This is a genomic window from Novosphingobium resinovorum, assembly GCF_036352595.1.
In the GTDB taxonomy this organism is placed as follows: Bacteria; Pseudomonadota; Alphaproteobacteria; order Sphingomonadales; family Sphingomonadaceae; genus Novosphingobium; species Novosphingobium resinovorum_B.
In genome coordinates this window covers 246484-262938 of record NZ_JAZFAX010000002.1, presented here as the reverse complement: position 1 = coordinate 262938, position 16455 = coordinate 246484, and the positions used below count along the sequence as shown (strand labels likewise).

The 16455-nt window shown below is 65.7% G+C and carries 9 protein-coding genes; 6 read left to right on the top strand and 3 right to left on the bottom strand.

Translation table 11 applies throughout. The features are described 5' to 3' along the window. The first annotated feature begins 421 nt into the window (after positions 1-421). Both V2S85_RS04030 and V2S85_RS04025 read left to right on the top strand, forming a co-directional pair. Positions 422-2146 (top strand): ATP-binding protein, encoded by a 1725-nt coding sequence (locus tag V2S85_RS04030; protein ID WP_330701584.1) that lies wholly within the window; start codon positions 422-424, stop codon positions 2144-2146. Between the two features lie 432 nt (positions 2147-2578). Beyond that, the gene (locus tag V2S85_RS04025; RefSeq protein WP_330701583.1) at positions 2579-6040 is read left to right on the top strand and encodes an ATP-binding protein; all 3462 of its coding nucleotides are present in this window, start codon (positions 2579-2581) and stop codon (positions 6038-6040) included. Here the strand turns inward: V2S85_RS04025 and V2S85_RS04020 are convergent. Beyond that, the gene (locus tag V2S85_RS04020) at positions 5976-6569 is read right to left on the bottom strand and encodes a response regulator transcription factor (protein ID WP_330701582.1); all 594 of its coding nucleotides are present in this window, start codon (positions 6567-6569) and stop codon (positions 5976-5978) included. The two genes, V2S85_RS04025 and V2S85_RS04020, sit on opposite strands and share 65 nt — an antisense overlap. 441 nt (positions 6570-7010) lie before the next feature. Between V2S85_RS04020 and V2S85_RS04015 the strand changes: the two genes are divergently transcribed. The 4 genes from V2S85_RS04015 (at position 7011) to V2S85_RS04000 (ending at position 14396) form a co-directional block, all read left to right on the top strand. Beyond that, positions 7011-9947: a TonB-dependent receptor domain-containing protein gene (locus V2S85_RS04015; protein WP_330701581.1), complete on the top strand. Its 2937-nt coding sequence runs from the start codon at positions 7011-7013 to the stop codon at positions 9945-9947. Positions 9948-10025: 78 nt separating this feature from the next. Next, a complete protein-coding gene (locus V2S85_RS04010; RefSeq protein WP_330701580.1) occupies positions 10026-11552 on the top strand; it encodes a CapA family protein in 1527 nt (508 codons plus the stop codon). 37 nt (positions 11553-11589) lie between these two features. Next, positions 11590-13104, top strand: coding sequence for a CapA family protein (locus V2S85_RS04005; protein ID WP_330701579.1), 1515 nt, complete (start codon positions 11590-11592; stop codon positions 13102-13104). A 44-nt stretch (positions 13105-13148) separates the two neighbouring features. Further along, positions 13149-14396 carry an MFS transporter gene (locus tag V2S85_RS04000; protein WP_330701578.1) on the top strand — a complete coding sequence of 416 codons (1248 nt, stop codon included), beginning with the start codon at positions 13149-13151 and terminating at the stop codon, positions 14394-14396. A 21-nt stretch (positions 14397-14417) separates the two neighbouring features. Here V2S85_RS04000 and V2S85_RS03995 read toward each other — a convergent pair whose 3' ends face one another. Together V2S85_RS03995 and V2S85_RS03990 are read right to left on the bottom strand one after the other, a co-directional pair. Then, a complete protein-coding gene (locus V2S85_RS03995) occupies positions 14418-15272 on the bottom strand; it encodes a transporter substrate-binding domain-containing protein (protein ID WP_330701577.1) in 855 nt (284 codons plus the stop codon). A 17-nt stretch (positions 15273-15289) separates the two neighbouring features. Then, positions 15290-16450, bottom strand: a complete 1161-nt coding sequence (locus V2S85_RS03990) for an aldose epimerase family protein (protein WP_330701576.1) — start codon at positions 16448-16450, stop codon at positions 15290-15292. Positions 16451-16455: the final 5 nt, after the last annotated feature.

Here is a 16455-nt window from a genome sequence, read left to right as displayed (position 1 = left end):
TGATGAGATGCAGGCCTGAACGCACAAATTTCGCTTGGCCACCTTTAGCCGCTATCCCTCATGACGCAGCCATCTACAAACATCTAAGCAGTATCGAACGATGCTTCGGCCGCCTCAAACACTTCCGCCGCTTCTCTACTCGCTATGACCGACGAACCTTAAACTTCGCAGGCTTCGTATACCTCGCTGCCGCCATGATCTGGCTTTGGTGAACGTCAATCGGCCAGCGTATGATGCGAATTTATTGCATTATCTGCCTGTGCCGATTGGGCGCGAAAAACGCGTGAAGGCTTCGGCCGGGCGCAGTGCCGGTCAAGGCCCGGTCATCCGCGACTGTGCGTAGCGCCGATTAAAGTGGCGGCAAGGTCTGGAGAATATTCCAGGGCCGAAGCCATTTCCGTCAGAATGAAAGGCACACGCGATGGATGCCGACCCGACCCTCACTCATGTTTCGGCCTTCTATGTCGCGGCCATGGAGAGGCTGGTCGCAGTCGTCCAGGATTTGTCCCGTGCCCGCGACCTCGATGCCGTCAGTGCCATCGTCGGCGAGGCAGCGCGGAGCCTGACCGGGGCGGACGGGGCCACCTTCGTGCTGCGCGATGGCGACCAGTGCTATTACGTCGAGGAAAGCGCCATCGCCCCGCTGTGGAAGGGCAGGCGCTTTCCGATGAGTGCATGCGTGAGCGGCTGGGCGATGCGCAATGCCCGCAGCGTGGTCATCCCCGACGTCTACGCCGATCCGCGAGTGCCGGTCGAAGCGTATCGCCCTACTTTCGTGAAAAGCCTGGCTATGATGCCGATCCGCACAGCCGCGCCGATCGGAGCCATCGGCAACTACTGGTCGCATCATCACGAGCCCTCTGCAGAGGAACTGGCGATCCTGCAGGCGCTTGCCGACACGACTTCGGTGGCGCTGGAGAACGCCGAACTCTACATGAGGCTGCAGGGCGCAGTGCGCACGCTGCAAGAGCAGAAGCAGCGGATCAGCGAACAGCACACCAGCCTCGGCGTCTTCACCCGCGCGCTGGCTCACGACTTGCGCGAGCCGGTGCGCACGCTGATCGCTTTCTCCGAACTGCTGCGGCAGGCGCCAGGCGACAAGCAGGACACGTATCTGCGCTACATCGGTGAATCCGCAGAGCGGATGGGCTCGCTGATCGATTCGGTGGGGCAGTATACCCGGCTCGACGCTCCCGCGCGCACCGGTCACGCGCTGTGCATGCTGGCGGACGTGATCGCCGACGTGCGCGGGAACCTCGCCCGGATCATTGCCGAATGCGATGCCAAAGTGGTGCACGGTGCGCTGCCGGGGCTCACCGCCGATGCGGTCCATCTGCGCCAGCTGTTCCAGAACCTGATCGCCAACGCCGTCCTGCACAATGCTCCGGGGGTGACCGTGACGATAGGACGGGAGATGATCGACGGTCGCAGCACGTTCTTCGTCCGCGACGACGGTACCGGCGTTCCCGAGGACCAGCGCGAGCAGATCTTCCAGCCCTTCCGTCGGCTGGTCCACCGTAACGACGCTTCCGGCCTTGGCCTCGCGATCTGCCGGCGGATTGTCAGCCTTTATGGCGGGGAGATATCCTGCCGGTCGGCGCCCGGGGCGGGTGCGGCCTTCTACTTCTCGCTGCCCGAAGCGGAGCATCCGGGCTTGTCAGCGCAGGCGAAGGATCCCGCCGGGGCAGGAGCTGATGAATCGATCGCATCCTCCGATGTCGCCACCGTGCTTATCGTCGATGACCGCGAGGCGGATCTTGAACTGACGGAAATGGCGCTGTTCCGCCGTCCCCGCCTGCGCTGCAACCTGCGTAGCGTACGCGACGGGCGCGAGGCGCACCGCATCCTATCCGACCCCGGCAATGACATCGACTTGATCCTGCTCGACATCAACATGCCCGATATCGACGGGTTCAGCCTGCTCAGCCAGATCCGTGGCGACGATGCGCTGGAGGAACTGACCGTCATCATGTGCAGCGGCTCCGACCATGAGCCCGACCAGCGGCGCTCGGCGGAGTTGGGGGCTGCGGGTTACCTGCTCAAGCCGCCGCGCTTCGCCAGCTTCCGCGATATCGTTGCGGGCCAGCGCGGCCTGCGCCTGCTCGACGACGGGACCGGACTGAGTCTGATCCGCAGCGGAGCATGAAGCGCCTTCCTGAAGGTCGGGGAGGGGCGTTGTAATGGAGCGCAGGTTCGTCGAGGTTCGCTCTGCGGCGTTCACGTAGGCATGAGCTTCGGGCGTGGCGCTGCATTGCCTGGCGCCGATCCGGGGAAGGGGCGGCTCAGGCCAAGACCATCGCCCGATGTGCCGAAGTTCCCTGCGGTGACTTCGCCAGCTACGGCCCAGCTGACACTGCGGCGCGCGCGATATCGCCGGCGGCATGGACTCCGGGCACGTCCGTCATCTTTCCGGCATCGGCGCGGATGACCGGCCCCATCGGGGTTGCATCGATCGTGATGCCCATCAGGAGGCAGGAGCGCGGTGCGATATAGAGCGCATCGATGCCCGCTCGCCATTCCAACGCATGCCCGCAGCACGGATGCTTGAGCCGCGATCCGGGCCAGCCTAGCATAGGGCATGACCTTCGGTGTGATCGCCCTGCTATCCGTCCTCGGCTACCTGCTGGTCATGCCGCTCGTCGCGCTGCTGACCGGGAGCCGGCGGATGAAGGCGCCGCTGCGCTCGATCAGTTACGGGCTTTCTCTGGCTACTGTAGCCACTGCCTGGAGCTACTTCACGGCGACGGGGCGCGCTATCGAAGGCAACTGGCTGTTCGTCGCCAACGGCCTGGGCCCGATCATCGCCTCGACGATCGGCTTTCCGATCTGGCGCCGCGTGGCGCGTCTGACCAAGCAGGAAAACGTCACCTCGATATCGGATTTCCTGGCGGCCCGCTACGGCAAGAGTACTTCGCTCGGCGCGTTGGCCGCAGTGGTTTCCATCGTCAGCACGCTGCCCTACTTCGCGTTGCAACTGGGATTGCTGGCCAGCCTTCTGGGCGCGGTGAGCGGCGCCGAGCCCATTGCCGGCCTGGTTTCGCTGGGATTGATGGGCGCGATGGTGGCGACGGCGATCGTCGTGGGCGTTCGCCGGGCGGAGCTTTCACGCTTCAACCGCGGCTTCGTCAACATGATCGCGCTCGACGCCGTCGTGAAGATCGTCGGCTTGCTGGCGGCGGCGGGGGCGTGCCTCTGGATCGCGCATTCCGCCGGTATCTCCGCGGTGCAGGAGGTGAAGGCGATGCCGCCGCTCGCCGCCCACATCGATTTTCGGTTCCTCACCGCGACGCTGCTCTGCACCTTCACCGCGTTCACGCTCCCGCGCCAGTTCCACCTCAGCTTCGTCATGCTCGAGAAGCCCGAGGACATCCGGGGGATATGGCTCTATCCGATGTACTTCGCGCTTTGGATCCTGGCCACTTACGCCATTGCGACCACCGCGCGTGCGGGGCTCGCCATGCCGGGGGTGGAGCGCCACTTGCAGATACTGGCCATTCCCGATGCAGGCGGGGCATTCCCGCTCACGCTCGTCGTGCTGCTGGGAGGGTTCGCGGCGGGAACCGGGATGATCGTGGCCGAACTGACGGCATTGTCGGCGATCATCTCCAGCGAACTCGTGCTGCCGGTGGCGATCAAGTACGGCCGCAAGGGCTTCGACGAGACGCGCATGGCCGGGACAGTCCAGTCGATGAAATGGGTGTCGATGGCGCTGTACGGCATCGTTGCTTGGGTGATATCGCTGTACATCCTCGACAACGATCAGATCAGAAGTCCCGGCATGATGACGCTGGCGATGTCCGCGCAGCTGTTTCCGGCGCTGATCGGCGGCATCTACTGGCGGCGGGCCAACGAGATGGGTGCGATCGTCGGTATCCTGTCGGGGCTGTTCACACTGGTGCTGGTGGCGGCGACGGACTTTCGGCCCGGCGGAATGCCGCTGGACTTCCTGTTCTCCGCCAGGCGGGATACGCCGGTCATGTTCGCGGCGCTCGTCAGCCTTTGCGTCAACGCGCAGGTCTTCATCATAGTCTCCCTGCACGCCAGCCCGCGACTGATCGATTCGATCCAGGCGGAAAGCTTCGTCGGCACTTATCCCGATCGGCCGGCGATCTTCCAGAGACAGATCCAGGCCACGGTGGAGGATCTGGAGCGCGTTCTGGCGCAGTTCGTCGGGGACACGGAAGCACGGCGTATCCTGCTCGACTTCGAGGTCAGCACGCATACAGGCCGGCTGGCGGATGGCGCGCCCGTCACGCCGACGATGGCGCTGGTCGCGGAACGCAGGCTGGCGGGCGTGCTCGGCGCCTCGTCGGCGCGCAATGTGGTCGCGATCGCGCTTGCAGGCGGCGATCAGGATGCCACCACCGTGCGCCGCGTGCTCGACGAGGCGGGCCTTGCAATCAGCTTCAATCGTGAACTGTTGCTGCGTACGCTGGAAGCGCTCGAAGACGGCATTGGCGTCGTCGACAGGGATCTGAGGCTGGTGGCCTGGAATGCAAGCTATCTGCGCTGTGTCGGGCTCTCGCTCGACCAGGTCTATGCGGGAAAGTCGCTGCGTGAATTGCTGGAGCGCCCCGATACGCCGGCGCCTGCGGTGTCGGTTCGCACGCTGCTGCTGGGCAGCCTTCCCAGGATCGCCGCCGGCACCGGGCTGCTCGAGGAAATCCAGCTGGACGACGGCACGATCCTGCGCATGGCCGGCGCACGCATCGCCGCCGACGACTATCTCGTCACGTTCGCGGACGTCACCGAAATGCGCCGCGCCGCTCTCGTGCTGTCGCGCAGCAACGAGGAACTGGAGCGCAGCGTCCAGCAGCGCACGCATGAACTCATCGTCCTGAACGAGCAACTGGTGCAGGCCAACCGCGTGGCCGAGCAAGCGTCCTTTTCCCAGCGCCGGTTCGTCGCGGCGGCCAGCCACGACCTTGTCCAGCCGCTGCACGCCGCCCGCCTGTTCATCGGCACTGCCCTGGCGGAAAGCGGATCGTCGGGCGCGCTGACATCGCTGCTGGAGCGCGCCGACATCGCCATCGAAGGCGCCCACCGTCTGATGCGGGCGCTGCTCAACTTGTCGAAACTGGAAATGGGGGCCGCGACGCCCAAGGTCGAGCCGATCGAGCTGAGCACGTTCCTGCAGTTGATCGCGGACGAATTTGCCGGCCAGGCGGAAGCGGCGGGCATCGAGCTGATCTGCCTGCCGACCCGCCTACGCGGGGTCTCCGACCGGGATCTGCTGCGCTCCATGCTGCAGAACCTGACTGCGAACGCCTTGCGCTACAGCAACCGGGGGAGGGTCGTGATCGCGGCACGCTACGCCCGCAGCGAAGTGCGGATCGAGATTCGCGACGCCGGCATCGGCATGGAACCGGCGGCGGTCGAACGGGCGTTCGGCGAGTTCGAGCGACTGACCGACGGCAGGCGGATGGCTGAAGGGGCCGGACTTGGCTTGTCGATCGTGGCGCGCATCGCGCAGGTTCTGGACCATAAGGTCAACGTGCGCTCGATGCCGGGGCGCGGCAGTACCTTTTCCGTCACCATCCCTGCGACGACGGCGGAGGCACCGCGCGTGGTCCAGCGGCCGGGTCCGGTCGATCTCGGCGGCCTGCGCGTCCTGTGCCTCGACGACGAGCCCGATATCCTGGCGGGCACCACCGCGCTGGTGACCCGCTGGGGCGGTGTCGTCACGGCGGTGGCGACCGTCGAGGAAGCACACGTGACCGGGGATGCGTGGGACGTGGTGATCGCCGACTACCTGCTTTCCGGGGAGGTGGACGGGCTGAGTTTCCTGCGCGGGATGACCACATCCACACCCGCACGCGCATCGGCATCCGCGCGGGTGCCGATGCGCGTGCTCGTCACGGCAACCGCCGACAGTCTGCCCGTCGAGGCGCTGGCGGACGAGGGCATACGAGTCATGGAAAAGCCCGTCCCGCCGCTGGCGCTGCAGGGCCTGCTTGCCGAATGCGCGCGCGCGGTCAGGCAGGCGTCATTCGCGACCGCGCCAGCAACTGGGACCGGGTCTGCACTCCCATCCGCTTGAAGATGGTGGTGAGGTGATATTTCACCGTCGCCTCGCACACGCCCACTTCGTGCGCGATCTGCTTGTTCATGAGCCCGCGCTGGACGCCGTCGAGAATGCGTGCCTGCGTGGAACTGAGGGCTTCCACGTCCGCGGCGGGCGGTGACTGGCCGAACCATTCCTGTCCGGCGAGCAGTGCCCGGATCGCGGTGGTCAGTTCGGCGACGCCGACCGCCTTGGGGATATAGCCCGAAGCGCCGCACACGATCGCATTGCTGACGACATCGGGGTCGTCGTTGGCCGACACGATGGCGATCGGCACGTCGGGATAGTTGCCCTTGAGCGCCGGCAGCCCCACCATTCCCGAACAGTCGGCCAGGTTGAGATCGAGCAGGATCAGGTCCGGCGAAGGGCCACGGGCCAAGGCATCGCGAACCGCCGTAAGCGAACCGTATTGTTCGACCTCGATCGCCTTGTCGACATGCGTGACCGTGGCGGCCAACGCCTGTCGGAAAAGCGGATGATCATCGACGAGCATCACGCGCTTCATGGCACTCTCCCTCTTCTTTTCCGGACAGCAAGCAGCATTCCCGGCGCGGCGCAAGCCGGGGCTGGCCGGCTAGACGCAAGTCTAGGCGCATTTCAGCGGATTATCTCTATGAATGGATGAAGCGATCCCTCAAAGAAAGGGGCGTTTTGGAGACGGGTGTATAAGTATCAGCAAGCTGACGTATTTTTGTCGGCGTTGTTCGGGGAAAATTGGATCATTTTCGATGGTTTGAATGCCGTTCTCGATCGAGAACTTAGGCACAATTTTCTTCGTCTTGTTAATTCATGGAAATAACATTCATGAAAATAATTATTTTGCGTAGTGAAGGTGCAAGAATTTATCACGATCGCCGTCAAACTTATTTTCTCAACTGTAAAGTTATGCATAAGAAAAAATAAAATAAAGCCGCAGTAGCGGATAATAAATGGAGGAGAGATCGTCATGAAGCGGTTAGGTCTGAACGGCGTGTCCAAAGTTGCGATGTTGACTTGTCTGGCGTGGCCTTGCGGCGCCCTGGCACAGGCCGAGCCTGCAAAGGCACCGGAACCGCTTGAAGCGCAGCAGCCGGCCGGGGCCCGTGCCACTGCCGAGGAAATCGTGGTGACCGGCAGCCGCCTCGCCACCGGCTTCTCGATGCCCACCCCGGTGACGGCGGTAACGGCGGACGAAATGCAGAACGTCGCCCCGACGACGATCGCCGAAGCGCTGCAGCAGATTCCCTCGCTCAGCGGCACGCAGGTGACCTCCTCGTCGGGACGCGGTTCCGGCACGTCGCAGACCAACGGCCAGAGCCTGCTCAACTTGCGCAACCTGGGCAGCTACCGCACGCTCGTGCTGCTCAACGGCAGCCGGCTCGGCCCAACCAACGTGGTCGGTTCGGTCGATATCAACATGATCCCCAAGGAACTCGTCAGGAAGGTCGATATCGTGACCGGCGGCGCATCGGCGTCCTACGGTTCGGACGCGGTCGCTGGCGTTGCCAACTTCATTCTCGATACCCAGTTCGAAGGGCTGCGCCTCAACGCCAGCAAGGGCATAACGACGTACGGCGACAATCCCAGCACTTCGGTGTCGGGCGCTTTTGGCTTCGCCGTAGGCGACAACTTCCGCTTCGTCGGCAGCGCGGACTATTACAAGTCATCCGGCATCGGTTACCGGCTGACTGGGCGTAAATGGCTGGACTATCCCGAAGTCGGGTATGCCAATCCTATCGCCGGATCGACGCCGACCACCATCACGCCGGAGAATGTGCGCGTCAACAACGCTACGTATGGCGGCTATATCAACAGCATCGCCGGCTGTCCGGCGGGCGCGGGCGGCGATGCCTGCCGCGCCCTGGCGGGCATGCAGTTCGTCGAGGGCGGGGCGCTGGCGCCGACCGACCACGGCGATCCTGCGACGGCAGGTTCGGCGTTCACTTCCGGCGGCGACGGTCCGCTGGCGATCAACGGCATCAGTCCCGACACCGAGCGCGAGTCCTTCTTCGGTCACGCCGAGTTCGACCTCGCGCCCGCCACGACGGTCTGGGCCGAGGCTATGTACTCGCGTAGCTATACGTACAACAGTGCGCAGCCGCCGCGCCAGAACGGCAACACTGCCTTTACGATCTACGAAGGCAACCCCTATCTCCCCGCCGAAGTGGCGGCGATCCTGGCGGCCACGCCCGGCACCCAGACCTTCAAGCTCTCGCGCTACGACATCGACTGGCCGTCGACCGACGTACGCGGCATCACCAAGGTCGCGCGCGGCGCGCTCGGCATCAAGGGCGGGATCGGCAACAGCTGGTCCTACGATGCCAACGTCGCCTACCAGCACGCGCACCAGGATCTCGACATCTACAACACGATCGAGCGCAACAAGTATGCGGCGGCCGACGCGGTGCTCGATGGCAACGGCAATATCGTCTGCCGCTCGACGCTGCTGGGCTACGATCCGGGCTGCGTGCCGATCAACCTGTTCGGCTACGATACCGCCAGCAGCGCCTCCACCGACTACATGATGGCCTGGAACACTGCAGACATCACGCTCAACCAGACTTCGGGAGAAGCGAACGTGCGCGGAGACCTGCCGTTCGGGTTTGGTGCGGGTGATCTGAGCGCCGCGTTCGGTGTCGCCGGGCGCCGCCTCACCGCCGAGCGCGTGGTGGACGAATATTCCGACATCAACATCGATTTCACCGGCATCCGTGGCTACCCCACGTCGCTGCAGGGCCGCTACGGTGGATACCAGTTCTACAATCCGAGCGATCTTTCCGGCAAGGTGACGATCTACGAAGCCTATGGGGAACTCGGCATTCCGATCCTCAAGGACAAGCCGTTCTTCGACTCGCTCGATCTCACGCTGGCTGGCCGCTACACCCATTACAGCCAGAGCGGATGGGAGCCGACCTGGAAGATCGGCCTCAACTGGTCGCCGACATCGTCGCTACGGCTGCGCGCCAACTATTCGCAGGACAGCCGTGCCCCGAGCGTGATCGACCTGTTCAACCGGGCACAGGCGGCGCAGGCGAACAGCAACGTGCCCTGGTCCGGCGCATCGACGATCTATCGGACCGACGGCCAGACCATCTCGGTCGGCAACCCCAACCTGTCCCCGGAAAAGGCCCGCACGCTGACGGTGGGGGCGGTGTTCCAGCCCGATTTCCTGCCCGGCTTCCAGGCCTCGCTGGACTATTACCGCATCAAGATATCGGGTTCGATCCTGTCGCCGGGCGCGCAGAACATCATCGATGCCTGCTACACCGGCAACGATGCGTACTGCGCGCTGATCACCGTCGACGGAGTGCAGGGATCGCCGGCGGTGCTCGACGGGGCCAATGCGTCTTCGTACACGATCGTCATCAACCCGCTCTACAACCTGGGCAGCGAGCTGAATTCCGGTCTCGACGGCGAAATCGACTATCGGACCGCAATCGGCAACGACAGCCTGCGGATCCATCTGAGCGGCAACTACGCGCTCGACATCCGCAATCCCGCCGGCTGCGTGCCCGGCGAGAACGAAGTGGGCAGCCTGACGCTCAACTGCCCCTATCCGCGGGCACGCGGCAACCTTGGCATCACGTACGAGACCGGCGCCTTCACGTTCTTCGTGCAGGAGCGCTTCATCAGCAGCGGCGTGCGCGACAAGAGCTATGTCGAAGGCGTCACGATCGACGACAATCACGTGCCGGCGGTCTTCTACACCGACTTCAACCTTACAGCGAAGATGGGCGAGGCGTTCGGCATGGCCGGCGAGTTCTTCTTCAACGTGAGCAACGTATTCAATCGCTATCCGCCCAATACCACGGCCGTGGTCCGGTCCTGGATCGAGCCGAGCAACCCGGGTCTCTACGACCTGCTCGGGCGCCGTTTTACCGCCGGTGTGCGCATCGCGATGTGAGTGAACCCGGCCGTGGCGGCACGCCCGAGGGATGCATCCGCCACGGCCATCAATTGGCAGAAGGTAGGGAAAAATCGCATGACTGACTCCATCGATACCAAGAAGACCGCCCTTGATCGTCGTTCCCTGCTCGGCCGCAGCGCCGCTGTGGTGGGCGGCGTGGCGGCATCGCAGATGCTGCTTGCGCGTCCGGTCAGGGCGCAGGGCAAGCCGACCAAGAGCGCCGGTGCGAACAAGGGGTTCACCCTTTCCGCGATGGGCGAGGCGATGGTCGGCCGCCGCTTCGCGGCCGACGACAACCCGGAATTCCTGGCGCTGGTGAAGCAGCTGCGCGAATCCGACGTGGGTTACTGCCACCTCGAGACGAACCTCGCCGACGACGACGAGCTGTCCTATGCGCCGCGCGGTTCGGCCGGTGCTTCGGGATATCTCGTCACCGATGGCGATACCGCGAAGGATTTCGCCTGGGCGGGGATCGACGTGATGTCGACGGGCATGAACCACAGCTTCGACTGGGGCCCGGAGGGCATCCTGGCGACGATCAGGCACTGCCACGATGCGGGCATCGCCTGCGCGGGCACCGGCAAGAACCTGGAGGTCGCACGCGCGCCGGCCTACTTCATGAACGAGAAGGGCCGCATGGCGATGGTCTCGGTATCGTCGGGCAATTCGCCGTTCGAATGGGCGGGCCTGCCCAAGGGCGCGGTGCCGGGGCGCCCGGGCGTCAACCCGCTGCGGGTTCTTACCACCATCGAGGTTCCCAAGGCCGCGGCCGACCAGATGAAGGACACCGCGCAAAAGGCCGGTATCATGAGCAAGGCGGCTGCCGCCAAGCCCAACTTCACGATGGGCGGCGGCGCGGTTTCGGGCTCCAACGGGTTCTCCGGTACGCAGTTCGCGGAAGGCACCGAATATGCCATCCATAGCCAGAGCCACCCTGCGGACCTCAAGGGCAACTTGCGCTCCGTCGCCGAGGCGCGCGCCCAGGCCGACTACGTTATGGTGGCGCATCACAACAGCACCTCGGAAGGCGCGCGCTCGCAGGACCCGAGCGAATTCGTGGTCGATTTCGCGCGCAAGTCGATCGACGCGGGCGCCGACGTCTACTTCGGGCACGGCTGGCACAGCTTCGTGGGCATCGAGATCTACAAGGGCAAGCCGATCATCTACGGCATGGGCAGCATGTTCGTGCAGAGCAACTTCATGTCGCGCGTGCCTGCCGATCAGTACGAGTCCTATGGCTTCGACATGGACCAACTCACCACGTTCAACATGGCCTCGGAAAATCTCCATCCCGGTGGCGGTTCCGACTGGGGCTGGTCGGCGCTCTACCAGCTCCGGTACGACAACAACCTGCTTCAGGGACGCTCCAAGCTGGTGGAGATCGTGCTCTATCCGGTCGAGTGCGGCTGGGACTACAGCCAGAACCCGCCCAAGAAGTACCGCGTCGTCGGCGTGGGCGACCACGAATACGTGGCCGGCAGCCCGCGTCTCGCCACCGGAGCCAGCGGCGCCAAGATCCTCGAGATGCTCAAGGCGGTGAATGCGCGGCGCAACACCGCGATGACCATCCGCAACGGCGTCGGGGTCATCACCGTCGCCTGACAAGGCGGCAGACCGAACGGGAAAAGGGACGGAGCCGATGGATGACAAGCAGGACAAGGCAGGCCCGGGCACGCTCCCGGGCCTGCGCGGGGACCGCCGCGCCGTGCTCGGCAAGGGCGCGGCCGCGATCGGGGCGGTCATGGCGGCTCCCCTGCTGAACGCGGTTTCGGCGCGGGCGGCAGGTGGCCGGATAGGTACGGCGGCCCGTCCCTTCACCGTTTGCGGCGCGGGCGAATTCATGTCGTCGCGCCGGCTCAACGGGACGGCCGCGCCGTTCCGCGCCGTGGTGGGCAGGATGCAGAAGGCCGATCTTACATATGCCCACTGCGAGATGAACTTCGGTACGCCGCAGGAGCTTCCCTACACTCCGCGGGGTACTGCGGGCGTCGCCAGCTACATGAACGCCGATCCGGTGATCGTGAAGGATCTCGCGGACATAGGCATCGACGCCATGTCGCTGGCGATGAACCACAGCTTCGACTGGGGCGCGGCGGGCCTGGAATCCACCGCCCGGCACATGGCCGACAACGGCATCGCCCATGCCGGGACTGGCAGGAACCTGATGGCCGCGCGCCAGCCCGCCTTCTTCGATGTCGACGGCATGCGCTGTTCGCTGGTCTCGGCCGCTTCGGGCAACAATGCCTACGAATGGGCGGGTCTGCCGCTTGGCGACATCGACGGCCGCCCCGGCGTCAACCCGATCCGCGTGCGCACCCGCTACGTCGTCGACAAGGCCTCCGCCGCCGAACTCAAGCGGATCGGCAAGGGGCTGGGCGTGCTGAACGACAAGGCAGCCGCGCGATCGACCTTCAACATCACTCCCGGCGGCGGCGCGGGGGGCACCGGCACCGCCGACTTCGCCTTCGAGGAGGGCGATGCGTTCGCCATCCGCTCGATGGCGCATCCCGGCGACGTCGAGGCCAACGTGCGCGCCGTGCAATGGGCGCGCTCGATGTCCGATTTCGTGATGTTCGCGCATCATAACAGCACTTCGGAAGGGTCGCGCGGGACCGGGCCGAGCGGCTTCGCGGTGGATGTCGCCCACGCCGTGATCGACGCCGGGGCGGACGTGTTCTGGGGGCACGGCTGGCACGTGTTCCTCGGCATCGAGATCTACAAGGGCAAGCCGATCGTCTACGGCATGGGCAACTTCGTCTACGGCAATGTCCACCTGACCCGCATCCCCGCCGACTCCTTCGAATCCTATGGCAAGGACCTTAACAACCTGGGGGCGCTGACCCCGCAGGGCGACATGCATCCCGGCGGCGGCGCCGAGGACTGGTCCTGGACCGCGCTCTACGAGATGGACTGGGTGGGCGGCCGGCTCAGGCAGATACGGCTCTACCCCGTCGAACTGGGCATGGACTTCACCGGCGGCAAGGGCGTCATCAATCGCGCCGTCGGCGGCGACGGGATCATCGACGGCACCCCCTACCTCGCCACCGGGGCCAATGCGCAGGCGATCCTGCGCCGGCTTCAGGAACGCAACGCCATGCGGGGCACCGCGATGACCATCCGCGGCGACGTGGGCATCATCGACGTACCCGCCTGAAGCCCCCGGCCGCCCCTCGGGCGACACGACAAAGGATATTGCGAGTGGATTGGTTTCGTGCACTGGATGGACGGCAGCGCAAGGCGTTCTGGGCCTGCTTTGGGGGATGGGCGCTCGACGCCATGGACGTGCAGCTCTACGCCCTGCTGCTGCCCACGATCATGGCGATCTGGAGCCTGACCAAGGCAGAGGCAGGGACGCTGGGCACGGTCGCGCTGCTGGCATCCTCGCTGGGCGGCGCGATCGCCGGCAATCTGGCGGACCGCATCGGCCGCGTGCGCATCCTGCAGCTGAGCATCCTGTGGTTCTCCACCTTCACCTTCCTGAGCGGCCTTGCGCAGAACTACGAGCAGTTGCTGGTGGCGCGCACCCTCCAAGGCCTGGGTTTCGGCGGCGAATGGGCGGCCGGTGCGGTGCTGATGGCGGAATTGATCTCGCCGAAACATCGCGGGCAAACCATCGCGGCGGTATCCAGCGGGTGGTCGGTGGGCTACGCGGCGGCCGCGATCCTGTTCGCGCTGATCTTCAACTTCGTCGAGGCGGAGACGGCGTGGCGGGTGATGTTCTTCCTTGGCATCCTCCCCGCGCTGTTGATCCTGTTCGTGCGCCGCCACGTCCCCGAACCCGAGATGTATGCGAAGGCCAAGCGAGCCGATGCCGATGCTCCGCAACCGCGCTTCAGCGAGATATTTCGCGGAACGCTGGGCGCGCGCACGCTGGTCGCCTGGCTGACCTGTCTGGGCGTGCTGGGCGGCAACTACACCGTGCTGACGTGGCTGCCCGCCTATCTGCAGAGCGAGCGGGGACTGTCCTATTCGAACACCGGGCTGTTCCTGTTGGTGAACATCGTTGGCAGCTTCGTCGGCTATCTGGTCGGCGGCGCCGCGTCGGATCGCTTCGGGCGCAAGAACGCGCTGCGGCTGTTCGCCTTGCTGGGGACGCTGAGCGTGGGTTCGTACCTCCTGTTCGGTGGCAGCTCCGCCGCGATCCTGCTGCTGGGCTTTCCGCTGGGTTTCGCGCAGTCCGGCATGAATGCGGGTATCGCGCCGCTGCTCTCGGAACTCTACCCGACGCGGCTGCGCGCCACCGGGCAGGGCTTCACCTACAATGCCGGGCGCGGCACGGGAGCCCTGTTCCCGATGCTGGTGGGCATTGCCGCCGCGCACGTGAGCCTGACGGTCGCGATCGCTGCGGGGGCCGCCTGCGCCTATGCCCTCGTCGTGCTTGCCAGCATCGCCTTGCCGGAGACCCGCGACCGCCAGCTGGAGGAAATCGGCACCGGCGCCTTGTGAGTTCCGGTGCCGCGAATTGCGTCAGGGCCGGGCAGGCGGGGCGACCGGCGCGTCCCGCTGCCCGGCCCTGTCGAGCGCGGCGCGGACGAACCCGTCGGCCTTCAACTGCTCGATCAGCGCCGAGACATAGGCCAGCCCCTTGTCCCGCCCGCGGGGGACCGCGACGGCCTGTTCGATGCGGTTGAAGGCATCGGGCAGGACGCGGTAGCCGGTCTTGCGCGCCCGTTCCTGCTCCAGCGCCTGGCGCACCCCGGCGACCGCATCGATGCCGGGGTCGTTCTCGAAGGCGGAGATCGCCGCAGGAGAGCTTGCCTCGCGCACTAGCGCGGCGTGCTTCAGGGCGCGCGAAAGGTACAGGTCGTAGGCGGCACCCTGGCCCACCGCAATCCGGCTGCCTTCCCGGTCGAGGTCCGCCACGGAGCGCGCCGGTGATCCCTCCCGCACCATGTAAGTGCCGTCTATGAAGACATAGGGACCGGTAAAGGCAATCTGTTCGGCACGCTTGGGATCGATCGCCATGAAGCCGATGTCCCATTTGTCCCGATCGAGCCGTGCCACGACATCGCCCGCAGCGGCGTAGACGACGAGGTCCACCGGCACGCCGAGGCGGCGGCCAAGTTCGTCGGCAATGTCCACTGAAGGTCCGGTGGCGCCGCGCGGTCCGCCGGGCTGCGCCAGCACGACGTTGCCGGTATTGATCGCCACCCTGAGGCGCCCGCTCGGCGCCAGCTGCGCGCGGACATCGCTGTCGGCCAAAGGCGAAGGGGCTGCGGGCACGGCGGCTTCGGCGGGGGAAGCGCCTGCATGGGCGGCACAGCCCGAAGTGGCGATCAGAAGCGCCGCGGCGCCGATCCGGCCGGTACGGTATGGGGACATGGAAGTGCTCCGTCTGTTCATGGCCGGTCGGCGGTCCTGCCGCCTGTCGAAAAGCGATACTCGATACGGGCCCGGTAAGTCTGCCCGGGGCGCAGGACGATCGAGGGAAAATTCGGATGGTTCTGGGCGTCGGGAAACATCTGGGGTTCCAGCGCGACGCCTTGCCCCCTCGCGTAGGGAACCGCGCCCTTGCCGACAATGCCGTTGTAGCTGCCGCCGGCGAACATCTGTACGCCGGGCATCGTCGCGCGCATGGCCATGATCCGGCCCGACACCGGATCTTCCAGCCGCGCGGCGAGGCGCGGCCTGCTGGACGCGGCGCGGCCGATCACCCAGTTGTGATCGTAGCCGCGCCCCAGCGCCAGTTGTGCGTCGGCGCTTCCGGCCCGCGCGTCGATGCGCGCCGGGCGGCGGAAGTCGAACGGCGTCCCCGCGACGGAGTAGAACGCGCCGGTCGGCAGATGGTCCGGGCCCAGCGTGGTGATGTGCGAGGCCGGGATCGTCAGCAGCATGCCGGTGGCCGGACGGCCGGCCCTGCTTCCGGCGAGGTTCCAGTAGGTATGGTTCGAAAGGCTCACCACCGTGGGCTTGTCGGTCGTCGCCTGATAGCGCACCGACAGCATGCCGCGATTGTCGACGGCGTAAGTCACCCGCGTCGTCAGCGTTCCCGGGAAACCGTTGTCGCCATCGGGACTGACCAGTTGCAGCGTGACGCTGGCCGGGCGGCCGCTCGTGGAGGTCGCGACCACGTTCCAGACGGCCTTGTCGAAGCCGCGCGGGCCGCCGTGCAGGGTATTGCCCGCGACGTCACCGGCGAGCCGGAACACTGTGCCGTCGAGTGTAAAGCGGGCATGACCGATGCGGTTGGCGACGCGTCCGAGCGTCATCCCGAAGAAGTTGGGGCGGGCGATGTAGCCCGCCAGATCGTCGTAGCCCAGCACGACGTCATCCCGGTGGCCATCCCGGTCGGCGGTCGTGATTGATTGTATCGCCGCGCCGAGCGTCAGGATGGTGACGGCGGTGGCTCCGCCTGCAAGGTCGATCGCCTCGACCGCTTGCCCGCCGGGCAGGACACCGAAAGGCCGCCGCGTGACTTCGCCTGCCTGGCAGGGAGCGGCCCATGCGAGGAGCACGCCGCAATGTGCCGCGATCGCGGCGCGAAGGCCGATCGTCCGCATCCGCG